17 protein-coding genes are annotated in these 18,026 nt (G+C 69.3%); 7 read left to right on the forward strand and 10 right to left on the reverse strand.

The window, feature by feature from the left end; genetic code table 11:
• The 3 genes from OZ671_RS30190 to OZ671_RS30200 form a co-directional block, all read right to left on the reverse strand.
• A partial coding sequence (locus tag OZ671_RS30190; RefSeq protein WP_268864143.1) for an L-aspartate oxidase occupies positions 1 to 1,137 on the reverse strand: 1,137 nt, incomplete at its 3' end.
• Positions 1,134 to 2,117 (reverse strand): quinolinate synthase NadA, encoded by a 984-nt coding sequence (gene nadA, locus OZ671_RS30195; protein ID WP_268864144.1) that lies wholly within the window; start codon positions 2,115 to 2,117, stop codon positions 1,134 to 1,136. The genes OZ671_RS30190 and nadA, both read right to left, overlap by 4 nt.
• A gap of 58 nt (positions 2,118 to 2,175) precedes the next feature.
• Positions 2,176 to 3,132, reverse strand: a complete 957-nt coding sequence (locus OZ671_RS30200; protein WP_268864145.1) for an NUDIX hydrolase — start codon at positions 3,130 to 3,132, stop codon at positions 2,176 to 2,178.
• A gap of 240 nt (positions 3,133 to 3,372) precedes the next feature.
• Here OZ671_RS30200 and OZ671_RS30205 point away from each other — a divergent pair, with 240 nt between their 5' ends.
• Positions 3,373 to 3,771 (forward strand): cupin domain-containing protein, encoded by a 399-nt coding sequence (locus OZ671_RS30205; protein ID WP_038311627.1) that lies wholly within the window; start codon positions 3,373 to 3,375, stop codon positions 3,769 to 3,771.
• Between the two features lie 28 nt (positions 3,772 to 3,799).
• Positions 3,800 to 4,858, forward strand: a complete 1,059-nt coding sequence (locus OZ671_RS30210) for an Ldh family oxidoreductase (protein ID WP_268864146.1) — start codon at positions 3,800 to 3,802, stop codon at positions 4,856 to 4,858.
• Positions 4,859 to 4,864: 6 nt separating this feature from the next.
• Here the strand turns inward: OZ671_RS30210 and OZ671_RS30215 are convergent, their stop codons facing one another.
• The 3 genes from OZ671_RS30215 to OZ671_RS30225 all read right to left on the reverse strand — a co-directional run bounded on the left by OZ671_RS30215 (position 4,865) and on the right by OZ671_RS30225 (position 6,759).
• Positions 4,865 to 5,848 carry a Bug family tripartite tricarboxylate transporter substrate binding protein gene (locus OZ671_RS30215; protein WP_268864147.1) on the reverse strand — a complete coding sequence of 328 codons (984 nt, stop codon included), beginning with the start codon at positions 5,846 to 5,848 and terminating at the stop codon, positions 4,865 to 4,867.
• The gene (locus tag OZ671_RS30220; protein ID WP_038311624.1) at positions 5,845 to 6,162 is read right to left on the reverse strand and encodes a hypothetical protein; all 318 of its coding nucleotides are present in this window, start codon (positions 6,160 to 6,162) and stop codon (positions 5,845 to 5,847) included. The genes OZ671_RS30215 and OZ671_RS30220 overlap by 4 nt, the downstream gene beginning before the upstream one ends.
• 141 nt (positions 6,163 to 6,303) lie before the next feature.
• On the reverse strand, positions 6,304 to 6,759 hold the full coding sequence (locus OZ671_RS30225) for an Lrp/AsnC family transcriptional regulator (RefSeq protein ID WP_268864148.1): 456 nt from the start codon (positions 6,757 to 6,759) through the stop codon (positions 6,304 to 6,306).
• 164 nt (positions 6,760 to 6,923) lie between these two features.
• Here OZ671_RS30225 and OZ671_RS30230 point away from each other — a divergent pair, with 164 nt between their 5' ends.
• Both OZ671_RS30230 and OZ671_RS30235 read left to right on the forward strand, forming a co-directional pair.
• Positions 6,924 to 10,391 carry an indolepyruvate ferredoxin oxidoreductase family protein gene (locus tag OZ671_RS30230; protein WP_268864149.1) on the forward strand — a complete coding sequence of 1,156 codons (3,468 nt, stop codon included), beginning with the start codon at positions 6,924 to 6,926 and terminating at the stop codon, positions 10,389 to 10,391.
• An 83-nt stretch (positions 10,392 to 10,474) separates the two neighbouring features.
• Entirely contained in the window at positions 10,475 to 11,293 is an 819-nt protein-coding gene (locus OZ671_RS30235) for a hypothetical protein (protein ID WP_268864150.1), read from the forward strand.
• Positions 11,294 to 11,302: 9 nt separating this feature from the next.
• On the opposite strand, the gene OZ671_RS30240 is transcribed toward OZ671_RS30235, so the two are convergent.
• Positions 11,303 to 12,541: an MFS transporter gene (locus OZ671_RS30240; protein WP_268864151.1), complete on the reverse strand. Its 1,239-nt coding sequence runs from the start codon at positions 12,539 to 12,541 to the stop codon at positions 11,303 to 11,305.
• A 278-nt stretch (positions 12,542 to 12,819) separates the two neighbouring features.
• Here OZ671_RS30240 and OZ671_RS30245 point away from each other — a divergent pair, with 278 nt between their 5' ends.
• Positions 12,820 to 13,326: a peptide deformylase gene (locus OZ671_RS30245; protein WP_268864152.1), complete on the forward strand. Its 507-nt coding sequence runs from the start codon at positions 12,820 to 12,822 to the stop codon at positions 13,324 to 13,326.
• A 125-nt stretch (positions 13,327 to 13,451) separates the two neighbouring features.
• Here OZ671_RS30245 and ald read toward each other — a convergent pair whose 3' ends face one another.
• Positions 13,452 to 14,570, reverse strand: a complete 1,119-nt coding sequence (gene ald, locus OZ671_RS30250) for an alanine dehydrogenase (RefSeq protein WP_268864153.1) — start codon at positions 14,568 to 14,570, stop codon at positions 13,452 to 13,454.
• 176 nt (positions 14,571 to 14,746) lie between these two features.
• Between ald and OZ671_RS30255 the strand changes: the two genes are divergently transcribed.
• Positions 14,747 to 15,220 carry an Lrp/AsnC family transcriptional regulator gene (locus OZ671_RS30255; protein WP_268864154.1) on the forward strand — a complete coding sequence of 158 codons (474 nt, stop codon included), beginning with the start codon at positions 14,747 to 14,749 and terminating at the stop codon, positions 15,218 to 15,220.
• 18 nt (positions 15,221 to 15,238) lie between these two features.
• Here OZ671_RS30255 and OZ671_RS30260 read toward each other — a convergent pair whose 3' ends face one another.
• Entirely contained in the window at positions 15,239 to 16,225 is a 987-nt protein-coding gene (locus OZ671_RS30260; protein ID WP_268864155.1) for an aldo/keto reductase, read from the reverse strand.
• A gap of 68 nt (positions 16,226 to 16,293) precedes the next feature.
• Entirely contained in the window at positions 16,294 to 17,235 is a 942-nt protein-coding gene (locus OZ671_RS30265; protein ID WP_268864156.1) for a LysR substrate-binding domain-containing protein, read from the reverse strand.
• A 170-nt stretch (positions 17,236 to 17,405) separates the two neighbouring features.
• Here OZ671_RS30265 and OZ671_RS30270 point away from each other — a divergent pair, with 170 nt between their 5' ends.
• Positions 17,406 to 17,708, forward strand: a complete 303-nt coding sequence (locus OZ671_RS30270) for a hypothetical protein (protein WP_268864157.1) — start codon at positions 17,406 to 17,408, stop codon at positions 17,706 to 17,708.
• Positions 17,709 to 18,026: the final 318 nt, after the last annotated feature.

Genomic DNA, 18,026 nt, shown 5'->3' on the forward strand with positions numbered 1-18,026 from the left:
GGTCAGCGAATTGCTGGCGAGGCGGTTCGCGCCGTGCAGGCCGGTTGCGGCGGCTTCGCCGACGGCCCAGAGGCCGCCCACCGTGCTGCGGCCGCTCGCGTCCACCGCAATGCCGCCCATGTGGTAGTGCTCCGCGGGGCGGATCGGGATCGGCTGGAGGGCAGGGTCGATGCCGGCGCGGCGGCAGATCGCCGTGATCGCCGGAAAGCGGGCCGCGAAGCGTGCGCCGGGCCGCTCCCGCGCATCGAGAAAGACCTTGTGGCCGGCGGCGAGGTGGCGCCAGACGGCGCGCGCGACCACGTCGCGCGGGGCAAGCTCGGCTCCGTCCACGCCGGCCATGAAGCGCCGGCCGGTTTCGTCGATCAGTATGGCGCCTTCGCCGCGCACGGCTTCGCTCACCAGCGGCATCGGCCGTTCCGGCCCGTCGAAGGCGGTGGGGTGGAACTGGACGAATTCGGGATCGGCGATCGCCGCACCGGCGCGCAGCGCGAGCGCGAGGCCCTGGCCGAACGAGCCGGTCGGATTGGTGCTGTCGCGGAACAAGCCGCCGATGCCGCCGGTCGCGATCACCACCCGGCCGGTCGGGATGGTCAATGCCCCCGTCGGGCCGGCCACGACGACGCCGGCAATGCCGCCGTCCGCGACGATCAGCCGGCGCACCTCGAAGCCGGTGAGAATGTCGATCGAGCGGGTCCGCGCCGCGGCGGCGGCGAGCGCGCGCATGATCTCGCGGCCCGTGCCGTCGCCGCTCGCATGGACGATGCGGTGGCGGCTGTGGGCCGCTTCGAGGCCGAGGCTGAGGGCGCCGTTCGGGCCGCGGTCGAAGCGCACGCCAAGGCGGGCGAGCGTCGCGATCGCCTGTGGCGCCGCCGCCGTGATGTGATCGACCGCCGCCGCATCGCACAGGCCGTCGCCCGCCGCCAGCGTGTCGGCCGCATGCAGCGCCGGGCTGTCGTCCGCGCCCATCGCGGCGGCGAGGCCGCCCTGCGCCCAGGCACTGGAGGCTTCCTGGCCGAGCGGCGCGCGGGCGAGCACGAGCACCGGCATGGGGGCGAGCGCGAGGGCTGTCATCAGCCCCGCCATGCCGCCGCCGATGACGACCGCTCGGCCGTCGAAAGACATGGCCACGGGTGTCATGCCGCGAGCATCCGCTCGACCGCGCGGCGGGCAGGGGCCATCAGCGGCGCCGCGATGGTCACTTCGTGCCGGTTCTCTTCCAGCGCCCGCCTGATATTGGCGAGCGTGATGCGCTTCATGTGCGGGCAGAGATTGCAGGGCCGGATGAAGTCGACATCCGGGTGCTGCACGGCGATGTTGTCGCTCATCGAGCATTCGGTGAGCAGAACGACCCGGGGCGGCTTGCGGCTGTCGACATAGTCGGACATGGCGGCGGTCGAGCCGGAGAAGTCGGCTTCGGCGACGACGGCCGGCGGGCATTCGGGATGGGCAAGAACCGTCACGCCGGGATGGCTCTCGCGCAGTTGCCGGATGTCGTCGGGCGTGAAGCGCTCGTGCACCTCGCAATGGCCCTTCCAGGCAATGATCTCGACATGCGTCTCCGCCGCAACGTTGCGCGCAAGGTATTCGTCCGGCAGCATGATCACGCGGTCGGTGCCGAGCGCCTCGACGATCGCCCTGGCATTGCCCGAGGTGCAGCAGATGTCGGATTCGGCCTTCACCGCGGCCGATGTGTTGACATAGGTGACGATCGGCACGCCCGGATAGCGCTGGCGCATCAGCCTGACGTCCGCGGGCGTGATCGAATCGGCCAGCGAGCATCCCGCGCCGAGATCGGGGATCAGCACGGTCTTGTCCGGATTCAGCAGTTTCGCCGTCTCGGCCATGAAATGCACGCCGGCGAGCACGATCACGTCGGCTTCGACATCCATGGCCTTGCGCGCGAGCGCCAGGCTGTCGCCGACGAGGTCGGCGACGCAGTGGAAGATTTCGGGCGTCTGGTAGTTGTGGGCGAGAATGACCGCGTTGCGCGCGCGCTTCAGCGCGAGAATGGCGTCGACATCCTCGGCGAAAGCCGGCCACTCGACCGGAGGAATGACCCGTCTCACCCGTTCGTACAGCGAAGCGGTGCGCTCCAGCACGGCCTGACGCGTTGCCATCGAATTATACTCCAAATGAGCATATGATGGCTTATGCTGATCCTGAGCATAAAGAATGTCAAGGCCTGGAGAGAGGCAGCTTGGTGCCGGCCACCGCGCGCTCGGCGAGCACGGCATGGCGGAAGCGGAACAGCTTGGCCGGGCGGCCGCCGGTGTCGGCCGCGATCGCGCCGGTTTCCTCGACGAGGTCCTGCTGCTCGATCAGCCGGCGGAAGTTCTGCTTGTGCAGGGAATGGCCGGCGAGCGCCTCGACGGTGCGCTGGAGCTGCAGCAGCGTGAAGGCCGGCGGCATCAGCTCGAAGACGACCGGCCGGTACTTGATCTTGGCGCGCAGGCGGGCGAGGCCGGTTGCAAGGATGCGGCGGTGATCGCCGCGCATGACCCGGCCGGGAATGGCCGGCGCCGCGCCCGGCGGCTGTTCGCGCTGCGCCTCCGCGACGAGGCCGGCTTCGTAGAGCAGCTCGTAGCGTTGCAGCACCAGCTCCTCGTTCCAGCTCCGTCCGGCGAGGCCGAAGGTGATGGCGACGCGCTGGCGCCGCTCCTGCACCGCGCGCTCATCGCCGCCGGTCGTGGCCCAGGCCTCCAGCCGCGGCGCCAGCACCCGCTCCAGCATGGCCGGCGGACCGGCCCGGAAATCCTCCCAGGGAAAATAGTCGTACCAGCTGCGCCAGCCGGCGCCGTCGCCGCTGCCCGGTTCCTCCCGGGTCAGGCCGAGATAGCTGATCGAGATCACCCGATGGTCGGGATCCTCGCCCGACCGGTCACGGTCGGCGAAAGTGTAGAGCTGCTCGACATAGCCGAGCGGGTGGGCGGTCTGCTCCTCCACCCAGCTCCTGAGGCCCGATTGCAGCGAACGATGGCTGAGCGCGAACGGGCCGGAGGGCAGGGCGCTGCCATCCTGGATGGTCATGACGCGCGGTTCGCCGCCGGTCACGGCCACCAGCACGGCGATCAGGTCGGCGGCGACCGACCGGGCGGCCGGGGCCGTCGAGGCGCGCTTCGGCTGGCCGCGCATGATGCTCCTGGCTCTCCCTCGTCACCGATCCGCTGGACGGACCGTGGCGGCGATGTCGCCGCAAAGCAGCCGGCGAGGCAAGGGGTCTTCGACCACCGTCCCGGCTTTTCCCTGTTCTGCCTTACGGCGGGCGGGCAATGCCCGGACCCGCCGCCAAGGCTTTGCAAAACACATCACGTGAAATATCATTCGCTCCGATCAATCGTCGGCGGATATCCCACGGCAGAAAGGCTCGACATCATGACGCTTCCGGAAGGTGCTCCGAAGCTTGAGGAAATTCTCATTCAGACCGCGTCCGTGCCCTGGCGCGAGAAGTCGCTGAAGGGCGTGCACGAGAAGATGCTGTGGCGCGACGAGGCGACTGGCGCGAGCATCGCGCTGATCAGGTTCGAGAAGGGGGCGAGCATCCCGCAGCCGCACCTGCACGCCTCGAACCAGTTCATGTACTGCCTCAGCGGCCACTATGAATATACCGCCACGGGCGTGACCCTGAAGGCCGGCAGCTTCTACTGCAATCCCAAGGGCAATGTGCACGGGCCGACCCTCGCCCACGAGGAGACGGTGGTGCTCGAGATCTATGACGGTCCGCACTATCCGGAAAAGCCGTCCTGGTACACCGACGAGCGGGACGCGCATTGATGGCGGCTCATGGCATGAGGGGGCGCTCATGAGCGCCATGCTGACCCTGCCGGCGGCCGATCTCGCGGCGCTCGCGCGCGACCTTCTGGCTGCGGCCGGTGCGCCCGCCGACAAGGCGAGCCTCGTCGCCGAGGCGCTGGTCGACGCCGATATCGAAGGGCTCGGGTCGCATGGCCTGATGCTGCTGCCCATGTATCTCGATCGCATCGGCGCGGGATCGGTCGCGCCGGCCGCCGAAGGACGGATCGTTTCGGATACCGGCGCGCAGATCGTGCTCGATGCCGAGAACGGCCTCGGCCATGTCACGGCCGCCCGCGCCGCCGCGCTCGCGGCGGACCGCGCCCGCACGCATGGTCTGGCGGCGGTTGCCGTGCGCAATGCCTTCCATTTCGGCGCCGCCGGCCGGTTCGCCCGGTCCATGGCGGAGACCGGCTGCGTCGGCATCGTCATGGCCAATACCCGGCCGCTGATGCCGGCGCCGGGCGGCGCCGAGCGCGTGGTCGGCAACAATCCCGTCGCCATCGCCGTGCCCGGACCCGCCGCGCCGATCGTGCTCGACCTCGCCCTCAGCGCCGGCGCGATGGGCAAGATCCGTCTCGCCGAAAGCCGCGGCGAGGCGATCGAGCCGGGCTGGGCGACGGATGCCGCGGGCCTGCCGACCACCGATCCGGCCGCGGCGATCGCCGGCATGCTGCTGCCGGCGGGCGGAGCGAAGGGCTTCGGCCTTGCCGTCATGGTCGATCTCCTGACCGGCGGCCTCGCCTCGGGCGCGATCGGCGAGGCGGTGCGGCCGCTCTATGGCGATCTTTCCAGGCCCTATGGCTCGGCCAATCTGTTCCTGGCGATCGACATTGCCGGCTTCCGGCCGGTCGCCGACTTCGCGGCGGCGGCCGGGGCCTTCGCCGACCGCATCCGCGCCTCGCGCACCGCGCCAGGCGCAGACCCCGTGCGCATGCCGGGCGACCGGGCGAGCGAGGCTCACCGCTCCTTTTCCGGCGACTGCCGCCTGGCGGCGGCGACCCGCGCCTCGCTGCTTGCCGCGGCGGGCCGGCTCGGCGTGACCGTGCCGGCCTCGCTCACCGGCTGAGCCGGGTCACTCGATGCTGATCCGGGCTTTTGCGATGACATCGCGCCAGAGCCCGGTTTCCGCGTCGATCTGCCGCGCGAGCGCCGTCGCGCCGTCGGCGACGACGGTGACGCCGACCTGGCCGAGCTTCTGCCGGGTTTCGGCGTCGGTCAGCGCCGCGACGACCGCGCCTTCGATCGCGCTGCGCAGCGCAGGTGGCGTTTCCTTCGGCGCGAGCAGCGCGAACCAGGCACTGGTGTCGAAGCCGGCAAGGCCGGCCTCGGCCATGCCCGGCACATCGGGCAGGAAGGGCGAGCGCGCCGCCGTGGTCACGGCGAGCGCGCGCAGCGTGCCGGCTCGGATCTGCTCGATGACCGATGGCAGGTTGTCGAACATCAGCTGGATCTGGCCGCCGACGAGATCGGACACCGCCGGCGCCGAGCCGCGATAGGGCACATGGGTCAGGGTGACACCGGTCATCTGCTTGAACAGCTCGCCGTTGAGATGGCCGTTCGAACCATTGCCTTGCGAACCGTAGCTGATCGCGTCCGGCTTCTCCTTGGCGAGCGCGATGAGCGCGGCGAGGCTGCGCGCCGGCAGTGCCGGATTGACCACCACCACATTGGGCACGCTGCCGGTCCGGGTGATGGGCGCGAAATCGCGCGCGACGTCATAGCCGAGCGAACGGTAGAGCAGGGGATTGACGGTCAGGGCGCTGGAGGCGGTGGCGAGCAGAGTGTGGCCGTCGGCCGGCGCGCGGGCGACGGCGGTCGCCCCGACCCCGCCATTGGCGCCGGGCCGGTTCTCGACGATGACGGGATGGGGCCAGGCGCTGCCGAGCTTTTGCGCGATCATCCGGGCGATGATGTCGCTGGTGCCGCCCGCCTGATAAGGCGAGACGATGGTCACGGTGCGGCCGGGAAAGCCGCTGGCGGCGGTCGCCGTGCCGCCGGCGGCAAGGCCTGCGAAGGCGGCGCCTTGCAGCGCCGCGCGGCGGGAGAGGCGGATCATCCGGCCTGCCCCCCGGCGTTCTTCAGCTCCACCAGAATGTTGCGGTAGGTCCAGCCGCTGGTATTGACCAGCTCGTGCGGCGCGCCGGGCATGCGCCACAGGGCCTGGCCGGGCTGTTCGGCGGTCTTCACGACGCGCCCGTCCTTCCAGTGCATCTCGTTGCTGCCTTCGGTGAGCGGGATCACCAGATAGGGCAGTTCGTGGACATGCCAGGGCTGACGTTCGCCCGGGTCGAGCGTCAGGCCCCAGACCCGTACGAACTCGTTCTCGAAGATGATCTCGTCGCCGATCTGGCCCAGGCTTTCGTCGCTCATGCGCTCGGCTCCTGCTGCGTTGAATGATATTTCACGCAAAATATGAGATGGCCGGGCCGCGAAGTAAAGCACGCCGAACCGCATGGCACGGCTGCTGCCGCATCGGGCCGGCAGCGGGGCGCGACATGCAGTCTGCGCCGCTCAGAACGGCAGCGCCACCTCCGTCTTGATCTCCTTCAGGATCACGTTGCTGCGCACGTGGCGGATGCCCGGCAGACGGAACATGAACTCGTCCAGGAAGCGGTTGTAGGCCTCCATGTCGCGGGCGACGACACGCAGGTGATAGTCCGCATCCCCGGTGGTGGCGAAGCATTCGAGCACGTCGGGCCGCGCCTTCACGCGCGACACGAACTGCTCGACGAAGGTCGCGTCGTGCCGTTCCAGCGAGACGTGAATGATGGCGGACATGGCAAAGCCCGCGCGCTCGCGGTCGACCAGCGCGGTGTAGCGCTGCACCACGCCGGCCTCTTCCAGCCCGCGCACGCGTCGCCAGCAGGCCGAGGCGGACATGCCGACGGTTTCGGCGAGCTGCTGGTTGGTCGCGCGCGCGTCCCTCTGCAGATGGTGCAGGATCCGTTCGTCCTGGGGCTCGAGCATGATGGGCCTCGCCTCGTGCGGGTGCGGTTGGAGGAATTATCCAGGATTCCGGGAAATTTGGAAGGATTGACCGAACGTGCCGCTGGCGGCCGCAAGATTGGACGAAAATTCCGGGCCGGCGGGCCGATAATGGCCGAAACGTCATCAGCCCCGGGGACAATGCCATGACGACGGCGCTCGCCGACTATCGGCTGGCAGATCGCTATGCGGCCACCGAAGGCCGCGTCTTCCTGACCGGCACCCAGGCCCTGGTCCGCATCGTGCTGGACCAGGCCCGGCGCGACCGCGCCGCCGGGCTCGCCACCGCCGGTTTCGTCTCGGGCTACCGCGGCTCGCCGCTCGGCGCCGTCGATCTCGAGCTCTGGCGCGCCAAGGCGCAGCTCGCCGAGCACCGCATCGAGTTCCTGCCGGCGGTGAACGAAGATCTCGCGGCGACCGCCGTGCTCGGTTCGCAGCAGGTGGAGGGCAACCCGAAACGCGACGTCCAAGGCGTGTTCGGCCTCTGGTATGGCAAAGGGCCGGGCGTCGACCGCGCCGGCGACGCTCTCAAGCACGGCAATGCCTACGGCTCGTCGCCTCATGGCGGCGTGCTGGTCGTTGCCGGCGACGACCATGGCTGCGTCTCCTCCTCCATGCCGCACCAGTCCGACGTCGCCTTCATGAGCTGGTTCATGCCGACGCTCAACCCGGCCGATATCGGCGAATATCTGAGCTTCGGCGCCTATGGCTACGCGCTGAGCCGCTTCTCCGGCATGTGGGTCGGTTTCAAGGCAATTTCCGAAACGGTGGAATCGGGCGCATCCGTCGTGCTGCCGGCCGAGCGGCGTTTCGTCGTGCCCGATTTCGTCAGTCCGCCCGGCGGCCTGCACTACCGCTGGCCCGACCTGCCCGGGCCGCAGATCGAGGAGCGCATGGAGGCGAAGAAGCACGCGACCTATGCCTTCGCCCGCGCCAATCCGATCGACCGGGCGATCTATGGCGTCGCGGGCGCGACCTTCGGCATCGTCACGACCGGCAAGGGCCATCTCGACCTGATGGAGGCCTTGCGGCTCATCGGCCTCGACGAGGCGGCCTGCCGCCGCATGGGCATCGACATCTACAAGGTCGGCATGGTCTGGCCGCTGGCGCTGCACGATGCGCTCGAATTCGTCCGCGGCAAGCGCGAGATCCTGGTGATCGAGGAAAAGCGCGGCATCATCGAAAGCCAGTTCAAGGAATATTTCTACGACTATCCGGGCGCCAAGCCCGATCGCATGGTCGGCAAGCACGACGAGACCGGCGCCAGGCTGGTCTCCTGGATCGGCGAGCTGTCGCCGCGCATGCTGGCGCCGATTGTCGCCGCGCGGCTCGACGCGATCTTCCCCGGGCTCGGCCTCGCCGCCCGCGCCGAGGCGCTGCGTCCGGCGCCCGAGCGCATCATCACGGTCGCGGGCGCGACCCGCACGCCCTATTTCTGCTCGGGCTGCCCGCACAACAGCTCGACGCGCGTGCCGGAGGGCTCCCAGGCGCTCGCCGGCATCGGCTGCCATTTCATGGCGAGCTGGATGGACCGCGAGACCACCTCGCTGATCCAGATGGGCGGCGAGGGTGTCAACTGGGCGGCCTCCTCACGGTTCACCGGCCGCGGCCATGTGTTCCAGAATCTCGGCGAGGGCACCTATTACCATTCCGGCTCGATGGCGATCCGCCAGGCGATCGCGGCGAAAGCCAACATCACCTACAAGATCCTCTACAACGATGCCGTGGCGATGACCGGCGGCCAGCCGGTGGATGGGCCGATCAGCGTCCGGGCCATCGCCCACGGCGTGCGCGCGGAGGGCGTCGCGCGCATCGCGCTCGTCTCCGACGATCCGTCCAGGTTCCGCGCGAGCGACCTGCCCGTCGGCGTGACGCTGCATCACCGGCGGAGCCTCGACGCGGTGCAGCGCGAATTGCGCAACGTGCCCGGCGTGACCGTGCTGATCTACGATCAGGCCTGCGCCACCGAAACCCGCCGCCGGCGCAAGCGCGGCGAGGCTCCCGATCCCGCCCGCTTCGCCGTCATCAACGACCTCGTCTGCGAGGGCTGCGGCGACTGCTCGGTGGCCTCGAACTGCCTCAGCGTCGAACCGAAGGAGACGCCGTTCGGCCGGAAGCGGCAGATCAACCTGTCGTCCTGCAACAAGGATTTTTCCTGTCTCGATGGCTTCTGCCCGAGTTTCGTGACGGTGGAGGGTGGACGCCGGCGGGCGCGCGGCGGCTCCGGCCTCGACGCGGTGGCCGAGGCCGCGCGGCTCGGCGAGCCGGTGCCGCCGTCGCTCGAGCAGCCCTACGATCTGATCGTGACAGGGGTCGGCGGCACCGGGGTCATCACGGTAGGCGCCCTGATCGCCATGGCCGGACACCTGGAAGGCAGGGGCGCTTCGGTTCTCGACTTCACCGGCTTCGCCCAGAAATTCGGCCCGGTGATCAGCTATCTGAGGCTGGCGAAGACGCCGGCGGAGCTGCACCAGGTGCGCGTCGACCAGGGCGCGGCCGACGCGCTGATCGGCTGCGACATGGTGGTAAGCTCCGCGCCCAAGGCGTCCGGCACCTATCGGCGCGGCATGAAGGCGGTGATCAACACGGCGGAAATGCCGACCGGCGACATCGTGCGCCGACGCGATGCCGACCTTGGCGCCGCCTTGCGGCTCGCCGCCATCGACGACCGGCTGGGCGAGGGCAATGTCGCAAGGCTCGACGCCAACAGGATGGCCGAAACCCTCATGGGCGACGGCGTCTATGCCAATATGATCATGCTGGGCTTTGCCTTCCAGCAGGGACTCGTGCCGCTCTCGGCCGCGGCCCTCGGGCGCGCCATCGACCTGAACGGCGTCGCGGTCGAGCGCAACCACCAGGCCTTCGCCTGGGGCCGCCTTGCGAGCGCCGCGCCGGACCGGATCGCCCGGGCGCTCGGCGCCGGGGCCGAGCCTGCGGAAACGCTCGACCGGCTCGTGGCGCGGCGGGTCGAGTTCCTCACCGCCTATCAGGACGCGGCCTACGCCGAACGCTACCGGGCCCGGATCGCGGCGCTTCGGACCGCGGAAGCGCGGTTCGGCAGCGAGCGCCTGACCGCGGCGGCCGCCCGGTCGCTGTTCAAGCTGATGGCCTACAAGGACGAATACGAGGTGGCCCGCCTGCACATGGCGACGGGCTTCCGAGAGGCGCTCGCGCGCGATTTCGAAGGCGATTTCAAGATCGCCTACCACCTGGCGCCGCCGCTCCTGTCGTTCGGCCGGGACGCTCGCGGCCGACCGTTGAAGCGGCGGTTCGGTCCCTGGATCGCCGGGCCGCTGCGGCTGCTCGCCGGCCTGCGGCGGCTGCGCGGCACGGCCTTCGATCCCTTCGGCTATCTCGCCGAACGGCGCGCAGAGCGGGACCTCATCGGCTGGTTCGAGACGATCCTCGACGGCCTCGTCGAAGGGCTCGATGCGGCGGATCTCGACGCGGCGGTGGCGATCGCGGCGGCGCCCATGGACATCAGGGGCTTCGGCCCGGTGAAGGACGAGGCGATGAAGCGGGTGCGGGCCGATGTCGCCGATCGGCTGGCCCGGCTCGCCGCCGGCCGGGGCGGGGCCGTGGCGGCAATGCCGGCCGAGCGCGTCGGCGGCTAGGCCGCCGTCCGCGGCCTGTGCGCAGCGGCACAGGCCCGGCCGCCTGGGGATGGCATCGTCTCCCACCGGTGAGGGAGAACGCCATGAACCCCGCACAATATTTCATCGCCATCAATCCGGTGGGGCTGACCGGCGCGGCCGCCGTCCGTTATGTACGCGACGTGCGCGAGCACCTCACCTGGATCCATCGCACCGTGTCCGGGCGGATCCTGCTCAACTGCATCAGGCGGCCGAGCTTTCCGATCGAGATCCGTCCGCATCCGACGGCCGAGTGCAATGCGGTGGGCGGTGCCGAGCAGAAGGCCGCCGGAGCCGCCTGGACGGGCGTGGTGACCTATACGCCCTTCGCCTTCTCGGCCCACGGCTCCTGCGCGCTCCTGCCTGCGGGGCAGACCTTCGGCCGGCTCTGGGACGAGATCCTGTTCCACGAGCTCGTCCACGTCTTCCGCAACGCGACGGGCCGGTGGAACACGGCACCGGCGCTGTCCTTCGGCATGCGGCAGTATGACGACAACGAGGAGTTCATCGCCGTCCTCTGCTCCAACATCTACGTGTCCGACCGGTCGAACAGGATCAAGAGCGGCCTGCGCGCGGGACATGCGGACTTCAGTGCCATGGCACCGGCCGACGCGGCCCGCTTCGGCCTGTTCATGTCGTCCAAGGCCGCCTTTGGGCTGGTCAAACAGTTCTGCACCGACAATCCGATCTTCACCAAGGCGCTGAGCGACAGGCTCGCCGATGTCGAATACAATCCGATCGCCGACTACTACCGCTACCCGAAGCTCTGCGAGACGCTGTCCGTGATCGGCGATCTCAAGGATCGGGCACGGATGATCGATGCGCTCGTCGCCATGCGCATACCGCGCGCCGTCGCCGCCCAGTTGATCATGGGCATTCCATGACGCGTGCCGTCAGGCGAGCTCAGCGCCGCGCCGTTCGGGGATCAGCAGCCAGAGCGCGACGATGTCGACGACATAGAGGATCGCGAGCATGGCGATGGCCGTCTCGAAGCCATAGGCGAGCGACAGCGCGCCGACCGCGACCGGTCCGAAGCCGCCGACCGCACGGCCGATATTGAACAGCACGTTCTGGGCCGTGGCCCGCGCGGCGGTCGGATAGAGCTCGCTGATGAGGGCGCCGTAGCCGCCGAGCATGCCGTTGACGAAGAAGCCCATCACCGCGCCGCCGACGAGCAGCGCCATCGGGTCGGTGAGCCTGGAATAGCCGACCACCATGATGGCGGCGCCCAGCATATAGGCGAGGAAGGCCGGCCGGCGTCCGATGCGGTCGGCGACGTGGCCGAACACGAAGATGCCGGCGGCCATGCCGCCGATGGTCACGGCCGTCCACACGGCCGATTGGGTCAGCCCGTAGCCGAACCGCGAGGACAGGTAGTTCGGCAGCCAGATCATCACGCCGTAATAGCCGAAATTCTGCACCGAGCAGAGAATGACCATGCCGAGGCTGAGCCTGGCCGTTTCGCCGTCCTTGACCAGCAGCTTGAGCGGCGAGCCTGTCCGCGGCCGCGCGGTGCTGCGCACGAAGACGTCGGGCTCGTGCAGCGATTTGCGGATGAAATAGGCGGCGATCGCCGGCAGCACGCCGATGGCGAACATGCCGCGCCAGCCGATCGCGGGCAGCAGCAGCGGCGTCAGCAGGGCCGCGGCGAGCACGCCGACCTGCCAGCCGAGCCCGACATAGGAGGACGCGCGGGCGCGCTTCGAAGCCGGCCAGGCCTCCGCGACCAGTGCCATGCCGATGCCGAACTCGCCGCCGAGGCCGAGCCCGGCGATCGTACGGTAGATCAGCAGGTCCCAATATCCTTGCGCGAAAGCGCAGAGGCCGGTGAAGACGGCGAACAGCACGATGGTCCAGGTCAGCACGCGCACCCGGCCGAGCCGGTCGGAGAGCATGCCGAACAGGAGGCCGCCGGCGACCGCGCCGACCAGGGTGGCAGTGACCAGCGAGGCGCTTTGGGTGGTGGTCAGCTTCAGGTCGGCCGAAATGGCGCGCAGCATGAACCCGAGGATGAGCAGGTCGAAGCCGTCCATGGCATAGCCGATGGCCGAGCCCCAGAGCGCCTTCATCGCTTTGGAATCGACATGCGCCGGCGCGCCGCCCACTTCGCCTGCATGGTCGGTTGCGGTCATGGTCGGGCTCCCTCCGTCGATACGCACACAAGGCCCGGCGCCGTCGGCGGCCGAAGCCCGTCATCGATCCCGGCCGCGCAGCGCACGTCGTGCGTCGCGGGCGCCCGTCCTTCCCTGGCCATGCATGCGGAATCGCGGAAGTTTGCTGCGAGGCGGCCCGAGCGTGCAATCATCCTTGCCGGCTCAGCGACCGCCATCAACAGATTTCAGCCGCCCCGTCATGTTGGCGCCATGAACGATTCGGGTTAACCGCTGGGCCAGATCAGGAGGAGATGCCCGTGCCGGCGCGCCCGCTCGTCATGTATCCCGATGCGCGGCTGCGGCTGAAGGCTCTGCCCGTCGGCGTCGTGGATGCGGCGGTGCGGCAGCTCGCCGCGGACATCGTCGAGACAATGCGCGCCGTGGCGGCAGTGGGCCTGACGGCCTGTCATGTCGGCGAGTTCAGGCGTGTCGTGGTCATCCGTCTCGATCCGGCCGCGCCGCCGCAGATCCATATCGACCCCGCGATCACCTGGACGTCGGGGGAGACGGCCGTCCATACCGAGGGCAGCGTCTCCATGCCCGGGGTCAACGAGGAGATCGAGCGGCCGGCGCGGATCCGGCTCACCTGGCGTGATCTCGACGATGTCGCGCACGAGGCGGAAGCGGACGGGTTCCTCGCCGCCTGCCTGCAGCACGAGATCGATCAGCTCGACGGCATCTTCTGGATCGAACGCCTGTCACGGCTGAAACGCGAGCGGGTCATCAAGCGTTTCGACAAGCTGCGCCGGCAGCAGCGGGGCTAGCAAGGCGCGCGCCGCGGCCCGGCCCGACCACCGCGGCGCCGAATCCAGGGCGCCGTCTTCGCTGCTCGGCCGGGCTCTTGCACCAAGCGGGCCGGGAATGCCCCATACATCCCGGCCCTGCAGGATCAGAGCCCGATCAGGCTTTCGGCCTTCACATGGGGGAGGCCATGGGCTTCGGCCACCGGCTGGCAGGTGATCCTGCCGTCGGCGACGTTGAGGCCGTTGCGCAGGTGGATGTCGTCGCGCAGCGCCTGCTGCCAGCCTTTGTCGGCGAGGGCGATCGAGAAGGGCAGGGTGGCGTTGTTGAGCGCGAAGGTGGAGGTGCGGGCGACCGCGCCCGGCATGTTGGCGACGCAATAATGCACCACGCCGTCGACCACATAGGTCGGATGCGAATGCGTGGTCGCCTTTGAGGTTTCGACGCAGCCGCCCTGGTCGATCGCCACGTCGACAATCACCGCGCCGGGCTTCATCGTGCGCACCATCGCATGGCTGACCAGCTTCGGCGCGGCTGCGCCGGGCACGAGAACGGTACCGATGAGCAGGTCGGCCCGCTTCACCAGCTCGGCGATGGCCGGCCGGGTCGAGAAGACGGTCGAGATCGACGTGCCGAACTGGGCAGCGAGCCGCTTCAGCGCTTCCGCCGAGCGATCGACGACGGTGACATTGGCCCCCATGCCGACCGCGATGGTGGCGGCATGGCTGCCCGAGACGCCGCCGCCCAGGATGACCACCTCGGCCGCCGGGACGCCGGGAACGCCGCCGAGCAGGATGCCGCGCCCGCCCTGCGCCTTTTCCAGGCTGTGGGCCCCGACCTGGGGAGCGAGGCGGCCGGCCACTTCCGACATCGGCGTCAGCAGAGGCAAGGCGCCCGACGGGGAGGTCACTGTTTCGTAGGCGATGCAGATCGCGCCCGATCCGACGAGGTCGTGGGTCTGTTCGGCATCGGGCGCCAGATGCAGGTAGGTGAAGAGGATCTGGCCCCTGCGCAGCTTCCGCCGCTCGCTGGCCAGCGGCTCCTTGACCTTCACGATCATGTCGGCGCGCGCGAAGATCGGATCCGGGCCGGCGGCGATCTCGGCGCCGGCGGCGACATAGTCGGCATCCGTCAAGCCGCTGCCGATGCCGGCATTGGCCTCCACCACCACCGTGTGGCCGTGATGGATCAGTTCCGCGACGGACGACGGAATCAGTCCGACACGGAACTCATTGTCTTTGATTTCTTTAGGCACCCCGATCAGCATGGTTCCTACCCCTTGTCCTGGTTGAGCCGGCTCTTGTCGCCGAGCCAAGGCCTGTCACGGCTGTTGCCGACGACGTCATGGTGGCCGGGGATTTGCGCAATTTTTCGCCTGATGCGTTGGCGTTGGACAAAGACGATCGCATAATATGCGGCGGTTCGACCAAAAGATCGTCATTCATGCCAAAATCTGAAAATGGGCTCGACCAGCGCGACCGTGCGATCCTCCGCCTGCTGCAGGCCGATGGCCGCCTGTCCAATGTGGAGCTTGCCGAGAAGGTCAATCTGTCGCCCTCGGCCTGCCTGCGTCGGGTCAGGCTCCTGGAGGAGCGTGGCCTCATCGCGCGCTATGTCATGCTGCTCGACGAGAAGGCGGTCGGCCTGCCCGGCATCGCCTTCGTGCTGCTGACACTCGACCAGCAGGGGCGCGCCGCGCTCGATGCCTTCGAGGCGGCGGTGCAGCGCCACCCGGAAGTGACCGAATGCTGCCTGCTTGCGGGCGCCGCCGATTATATGTTGCGCATCGCCTATGCCGACGCCGCCGATTTCGAGCGGATCCATACCGAGATCGTCACCCAGCTTCCCGGCGTCGCGCGCGTGCAGTCGACGCTGGCGCTGCGCAGCGTCAAGAAGACGACCGCGCTGCCGCTCTAGCCTGGCGAGGCAAGCCGGTCACGCCGCCGGGCCGATCGCATGCGTCATGGCCCGGCGCACCTCTTCGGTCAGCTTGTCCACCGCCGCGACGGCATCGAGCGCATGGCCGAGCTGCTCGCGCGAGGAGGCGCCGAGCAGCACGGTCGTCACCGCCGGTTCGGCGAGGCACCAGGCAATGGCGAGCTGCGCGCGCGACAGGCCGAGATCCCCGGCGATCGGTCGCAGGCGCCTGGCGGCCGCGACCATCTGCTCCTCGCGTCCGGCAAAGACGAAGTCCTTGAGCCAGGCGAAACCTTCCGTGGTCAGCCGCGAGCCATCGGGAATGCCGTCGTCGTAGCGGCCGGCGAGCACGCCCGAAGCGAGCGGCGACCAGGTGGTGAGGCCGAGGCCGTGGCGGGCGGCCAGCGGCGCGTAGTCCGTCTCCACGGCCTTGCGATGGAACAGATTGTACTGTGGCTGCTCCAGCTGCGGCGGCGTCAGGTGATGGGCGTCGGCATAGGCGATGAGCGCCTCGATCTCGGCAGCCGGCCATTCGGAGGTGCCCCAATAGAGGATCTTGCCGCGGGTCACGAGGCCATGCATGGTCCGGCAGATCTCGGGGATCGACATGTCCGGTTCCGGCCGGTGGCAGAGGTAGAGATCGAGATAGTCGAGGCCGAAGCGAGTCAGCGCCTGGTCGCAGGCCTCGACGATATGTTTGGCGCTCAGGCCGCGCTGGGTCGGCCGCAGGGCGCTCGCCGCGCCGGCGCCGTAGAGCACCTTGCTCGACACGCAATAGCTGTCGCGCGGCCAGCCGAGGTCCTTCAGGGCGCGCCCGAGCATCCGTTCGGCTTCGCCACCCAGATAGACCTCGGCGCTGTCGAAAAAGTTGACGCCGCGCTCATAGGCGAGCGCCAGGCAATCGCGCGCCGCGCGGTCGTCGAGCCGGGTGCCGAATGTCACCCAGCTGCCGAACGACAGGGCGGAAAGGCTGAGGCCGGAGCGTCCGAGGCGGCGATACAGCATGAGGGGCTCCATCGGTTGCGATGGCGGCCTTGTCGCAGAGCACCGGCGATCTGTAAAAGACCAAGTTTCTATCGGAATGATATGCCTTGCATATCATCGCCATGGGCCGGGTCGGCGGCGAGGCCGCGGACCTCGGCAAGGAAGCGGTCGCGGACCGGCGAGGGGTGTGCCGGGTTCCAGGCCATCAGCAGGTCGACATGGGTGAGCGCCGGCGGCGCCGCGCTGCGGATCGGCCGGAACACCACGTCGTGCCGGCTTCGATCGACCACCGAGGCCGGCACCAGGGCGATGCCGAAGCCGGCCGCGACGAGGCCGACCAGGGTCTGCATCTGGCGCCCCTCCTGGGCGATCCGCGGCGAGAAGCCGGCATGCTGGCACAGCGCGATGAGCTGGTCGTGGAAGGCCGGACCCAACCGGCGGGCCGACATGACGAAAGGTTCGTCGGCGAGTGCGGCGAGCGCGACCGGAGCGCCGGTGTCGTAGCGATGACCAGCCGGCAGCGCGACATGGATCGCCTCGCGCTGGATGCTCTCGAGAACGAGATCGGCGCCGGCGGCGCCCGGTTGTCGCATGAAGCCCAGATCGAGCGCGCCCTTGCCGAGCGCCTCCACCTGTTCTGCGGTGGTCGCCTCCGACAGCGCAAATTCGACATCGGCATGGCGCGCGCGGAAGCGGCCGAGCGCCGTGATGATGAGCGGCCGCGGGCCGAGTGTGATGAAGCCGAGCGCCAGGCGTCCGGCAATGCCTTCGGCGACGCGCCGGGCGTGGGCGACGCCCTGGTCGAGTTCGGCGAGGACGTGCCGTGCGGTTGAGAGGAAGGCATGGCCGGCCGGGGTCAACGTCACCGACCGGTTGGTGCGCATGAAGAGCGGGCTGCCGATATCGGCTTCGAGCTTGCGGATCGCCTGGCTCAGCGGCGGCTGGGACATGTTGAGACGCGCGGCCGCGCGGTGGAAGTTGAGTTCCTCGGCGACGGCGACGAACTGCCTGATGAGGCGGGTCTCGATCAAGGCGGCTTCTCCCTCGGGGCGCGGCGCACGGCGCCCGGATCATCCATGTGCAAGCCGGCGCATCGCGGCGCAAGCGGCTGCAATTCTCCGGAACCCTGCCGTCACGCTAGCAGAGAGGTCATCAGGACGCCCGGTCGTCGGGCTGGGCCGATCAAGCTGGAGGTGCCGTCATGATCGCTCGTCGTTCGTTTCTGGCCGTCATGGGTGGCGGTCTCGTCGCTGCAGGCCTGCCCGCGGTCGCTCAGGCGGGGGCTGGCGGAGCCGCCGCCGATGTCGCGGCGGGCGGGCCGGTCCGCGAGGTCTCCGGTCTTCGCCGTGCCCTCGGCGCGGCGCCGGCCGCCGGCGAGCCGCGCGAAATGCAATATTACATCGTGCGCCGGCGCTATTATGTGCGCCGCTACTACTACCGCCCGCGGCGCCGTTTCGTGCGCTGCTGGTGGAACGGATACGGCCGGGTCTGCCGCTATTGGTAAGCAGCCGGCGGGGGCGGACCGCCCTCCGCTCCCGTCACTGCGGATTTGGATGACGAAACCATTTATTGCCTGCCATCTGCGTACCCAGCATGAGTCTCGCTGCAGCGGGATCCCGTTACGACTGCAAGACGCATAAAAACGCCGGGGCAATGCCCCGGCGTTTTCGTGTGGACGCGGCCATCTCGGCCGGCGGGCGCTTCGTCAGTTCGAGGACGAGAAGGCCGAGGAGGGGACGGCTTCGCGGTCGACCTGGACCTGGCCGAAGGCCGGCGCATAGGCGTGGCGGGCGGGGAACTCGCGCGGCTGGACCGGGGCGGC

This window comes from Phreatobacter sp. AB_2022a (assembly GCF_026847585.1).
In the GTDB taxonomy this organism is placed as follows: Bacteria; Pseudomonadota; Alphaproteobacteria; order Rhizobiales; family Phreatobacteraceae; genus Phreatobacter.

What these genes read in the sequence shown, in the direction of transcription:
- nadA (WP_268864144.1), bottom strand. Translation starts at nt 2,117, where the DNA reads ATGGCAACGCGTCAGGCCGTGCTGGAGCGCACCGCTTCGCTGTACGAA.
- OZ671_RS30200 (WP_268864145.1), bottom strand. Translation starts at nt 3,132, where the DNA reads ATGCGCGGCCAGCCGAAGCGCGCCTCGACGGCCCCGGCCGCCCGGTCG.
- OZ671_RS30205 (WP_038311627.1), top strand. Translation starts at nt 3,373, where the DNA reads ATGACGCTTCCGGAAGGTGCTCCGAAGCTTGAGGAAATTCTCATTCAG.
- OZ671_RS30210 (WP_268864146.1), top strand. Translation starts at nt 3,800, where the DNA reads ATGAGCGCCATGCTGACCCTGCCGGCGGCCGATCTCGCGGCGCTCGCG.
- OZ671_RS30215 (WP_268864147.1), bottom strand. Translation starts at nt 5,848, where the DNA reads ATGATCCGCCTCTCCCGCCGCGCGGCGCTGCAAGGCGCCGCCTTCGCA.
- OZ671_RS30220 (WP_038311624.1), bottom strand. Translation starts at nt 6,162, where the DNA reads ATGAGCGACGAAAGCCTGGGCCAGATCGGCGACGAGATCATCTTCGAG.
- OZ671_RS30225 (WP_268864148.1), bottom strand. Translation starts at nt 6,759, where the DNA reads ATGCTCGAGCCCCAGGACGAACGGATCCTGCACCATCTGCAGAGGGAC.
- OZ671_RS30230 (WP_268864149.1), top strand. Translation starts at nt 6,924, where the DNA reads ATGACGACGGCGCTCGCCGACTATCGGCTGGCAGATCGCTATGCGGCC.
- OZ671_RS30235 (WP_268864150.1), top strand. Translation starts at nt 10,475, where the DNA reads ATGAACCCCGCACAATATTTCATCGCCATCAATCCGGTGGGGCTGACC.
- OZ671_RS30240 (WP_268864151.1), bottom strand. Translation starts at nt 12,541, where the DNA reads ATGACCGCAACCGACCATGCAGGCGAAGTGGGCGGCGCGCCGGCGCAT.
- ald (WP_268864153.1), bottom strand. Translation starts at nt 14,570, where the DNA reads ATGCTGATCGGGGTGCCTAAAGAAATCAAAGACAATGAGTTCCGTGTC.
- OZ671_RS30255 (WP_268864154.1), top strand. Translation starts at nt 14,747, where the DNA reads ATGCCAAAATCTGAAAATGGGCTCGACCAGCGCGACCGTGCGATCCTC.
- OZ671_RS30260 (WP_268864155.1), bottom strand. Translation starts at nt 16,225, where the DNA reads ATGCTGTATCGCCGCCTCGGACGCTCCGGCCTCAGCCTTTCCGCCCTG.
- OZ671_RS30270 (WP_268864157.1), top strand. Translation starts at nt 17,406, where the DNA reads ATGATCGCTCGTCGTTCGTTTCTGGCCGTCATGGGTGGCGGTCTCGTC.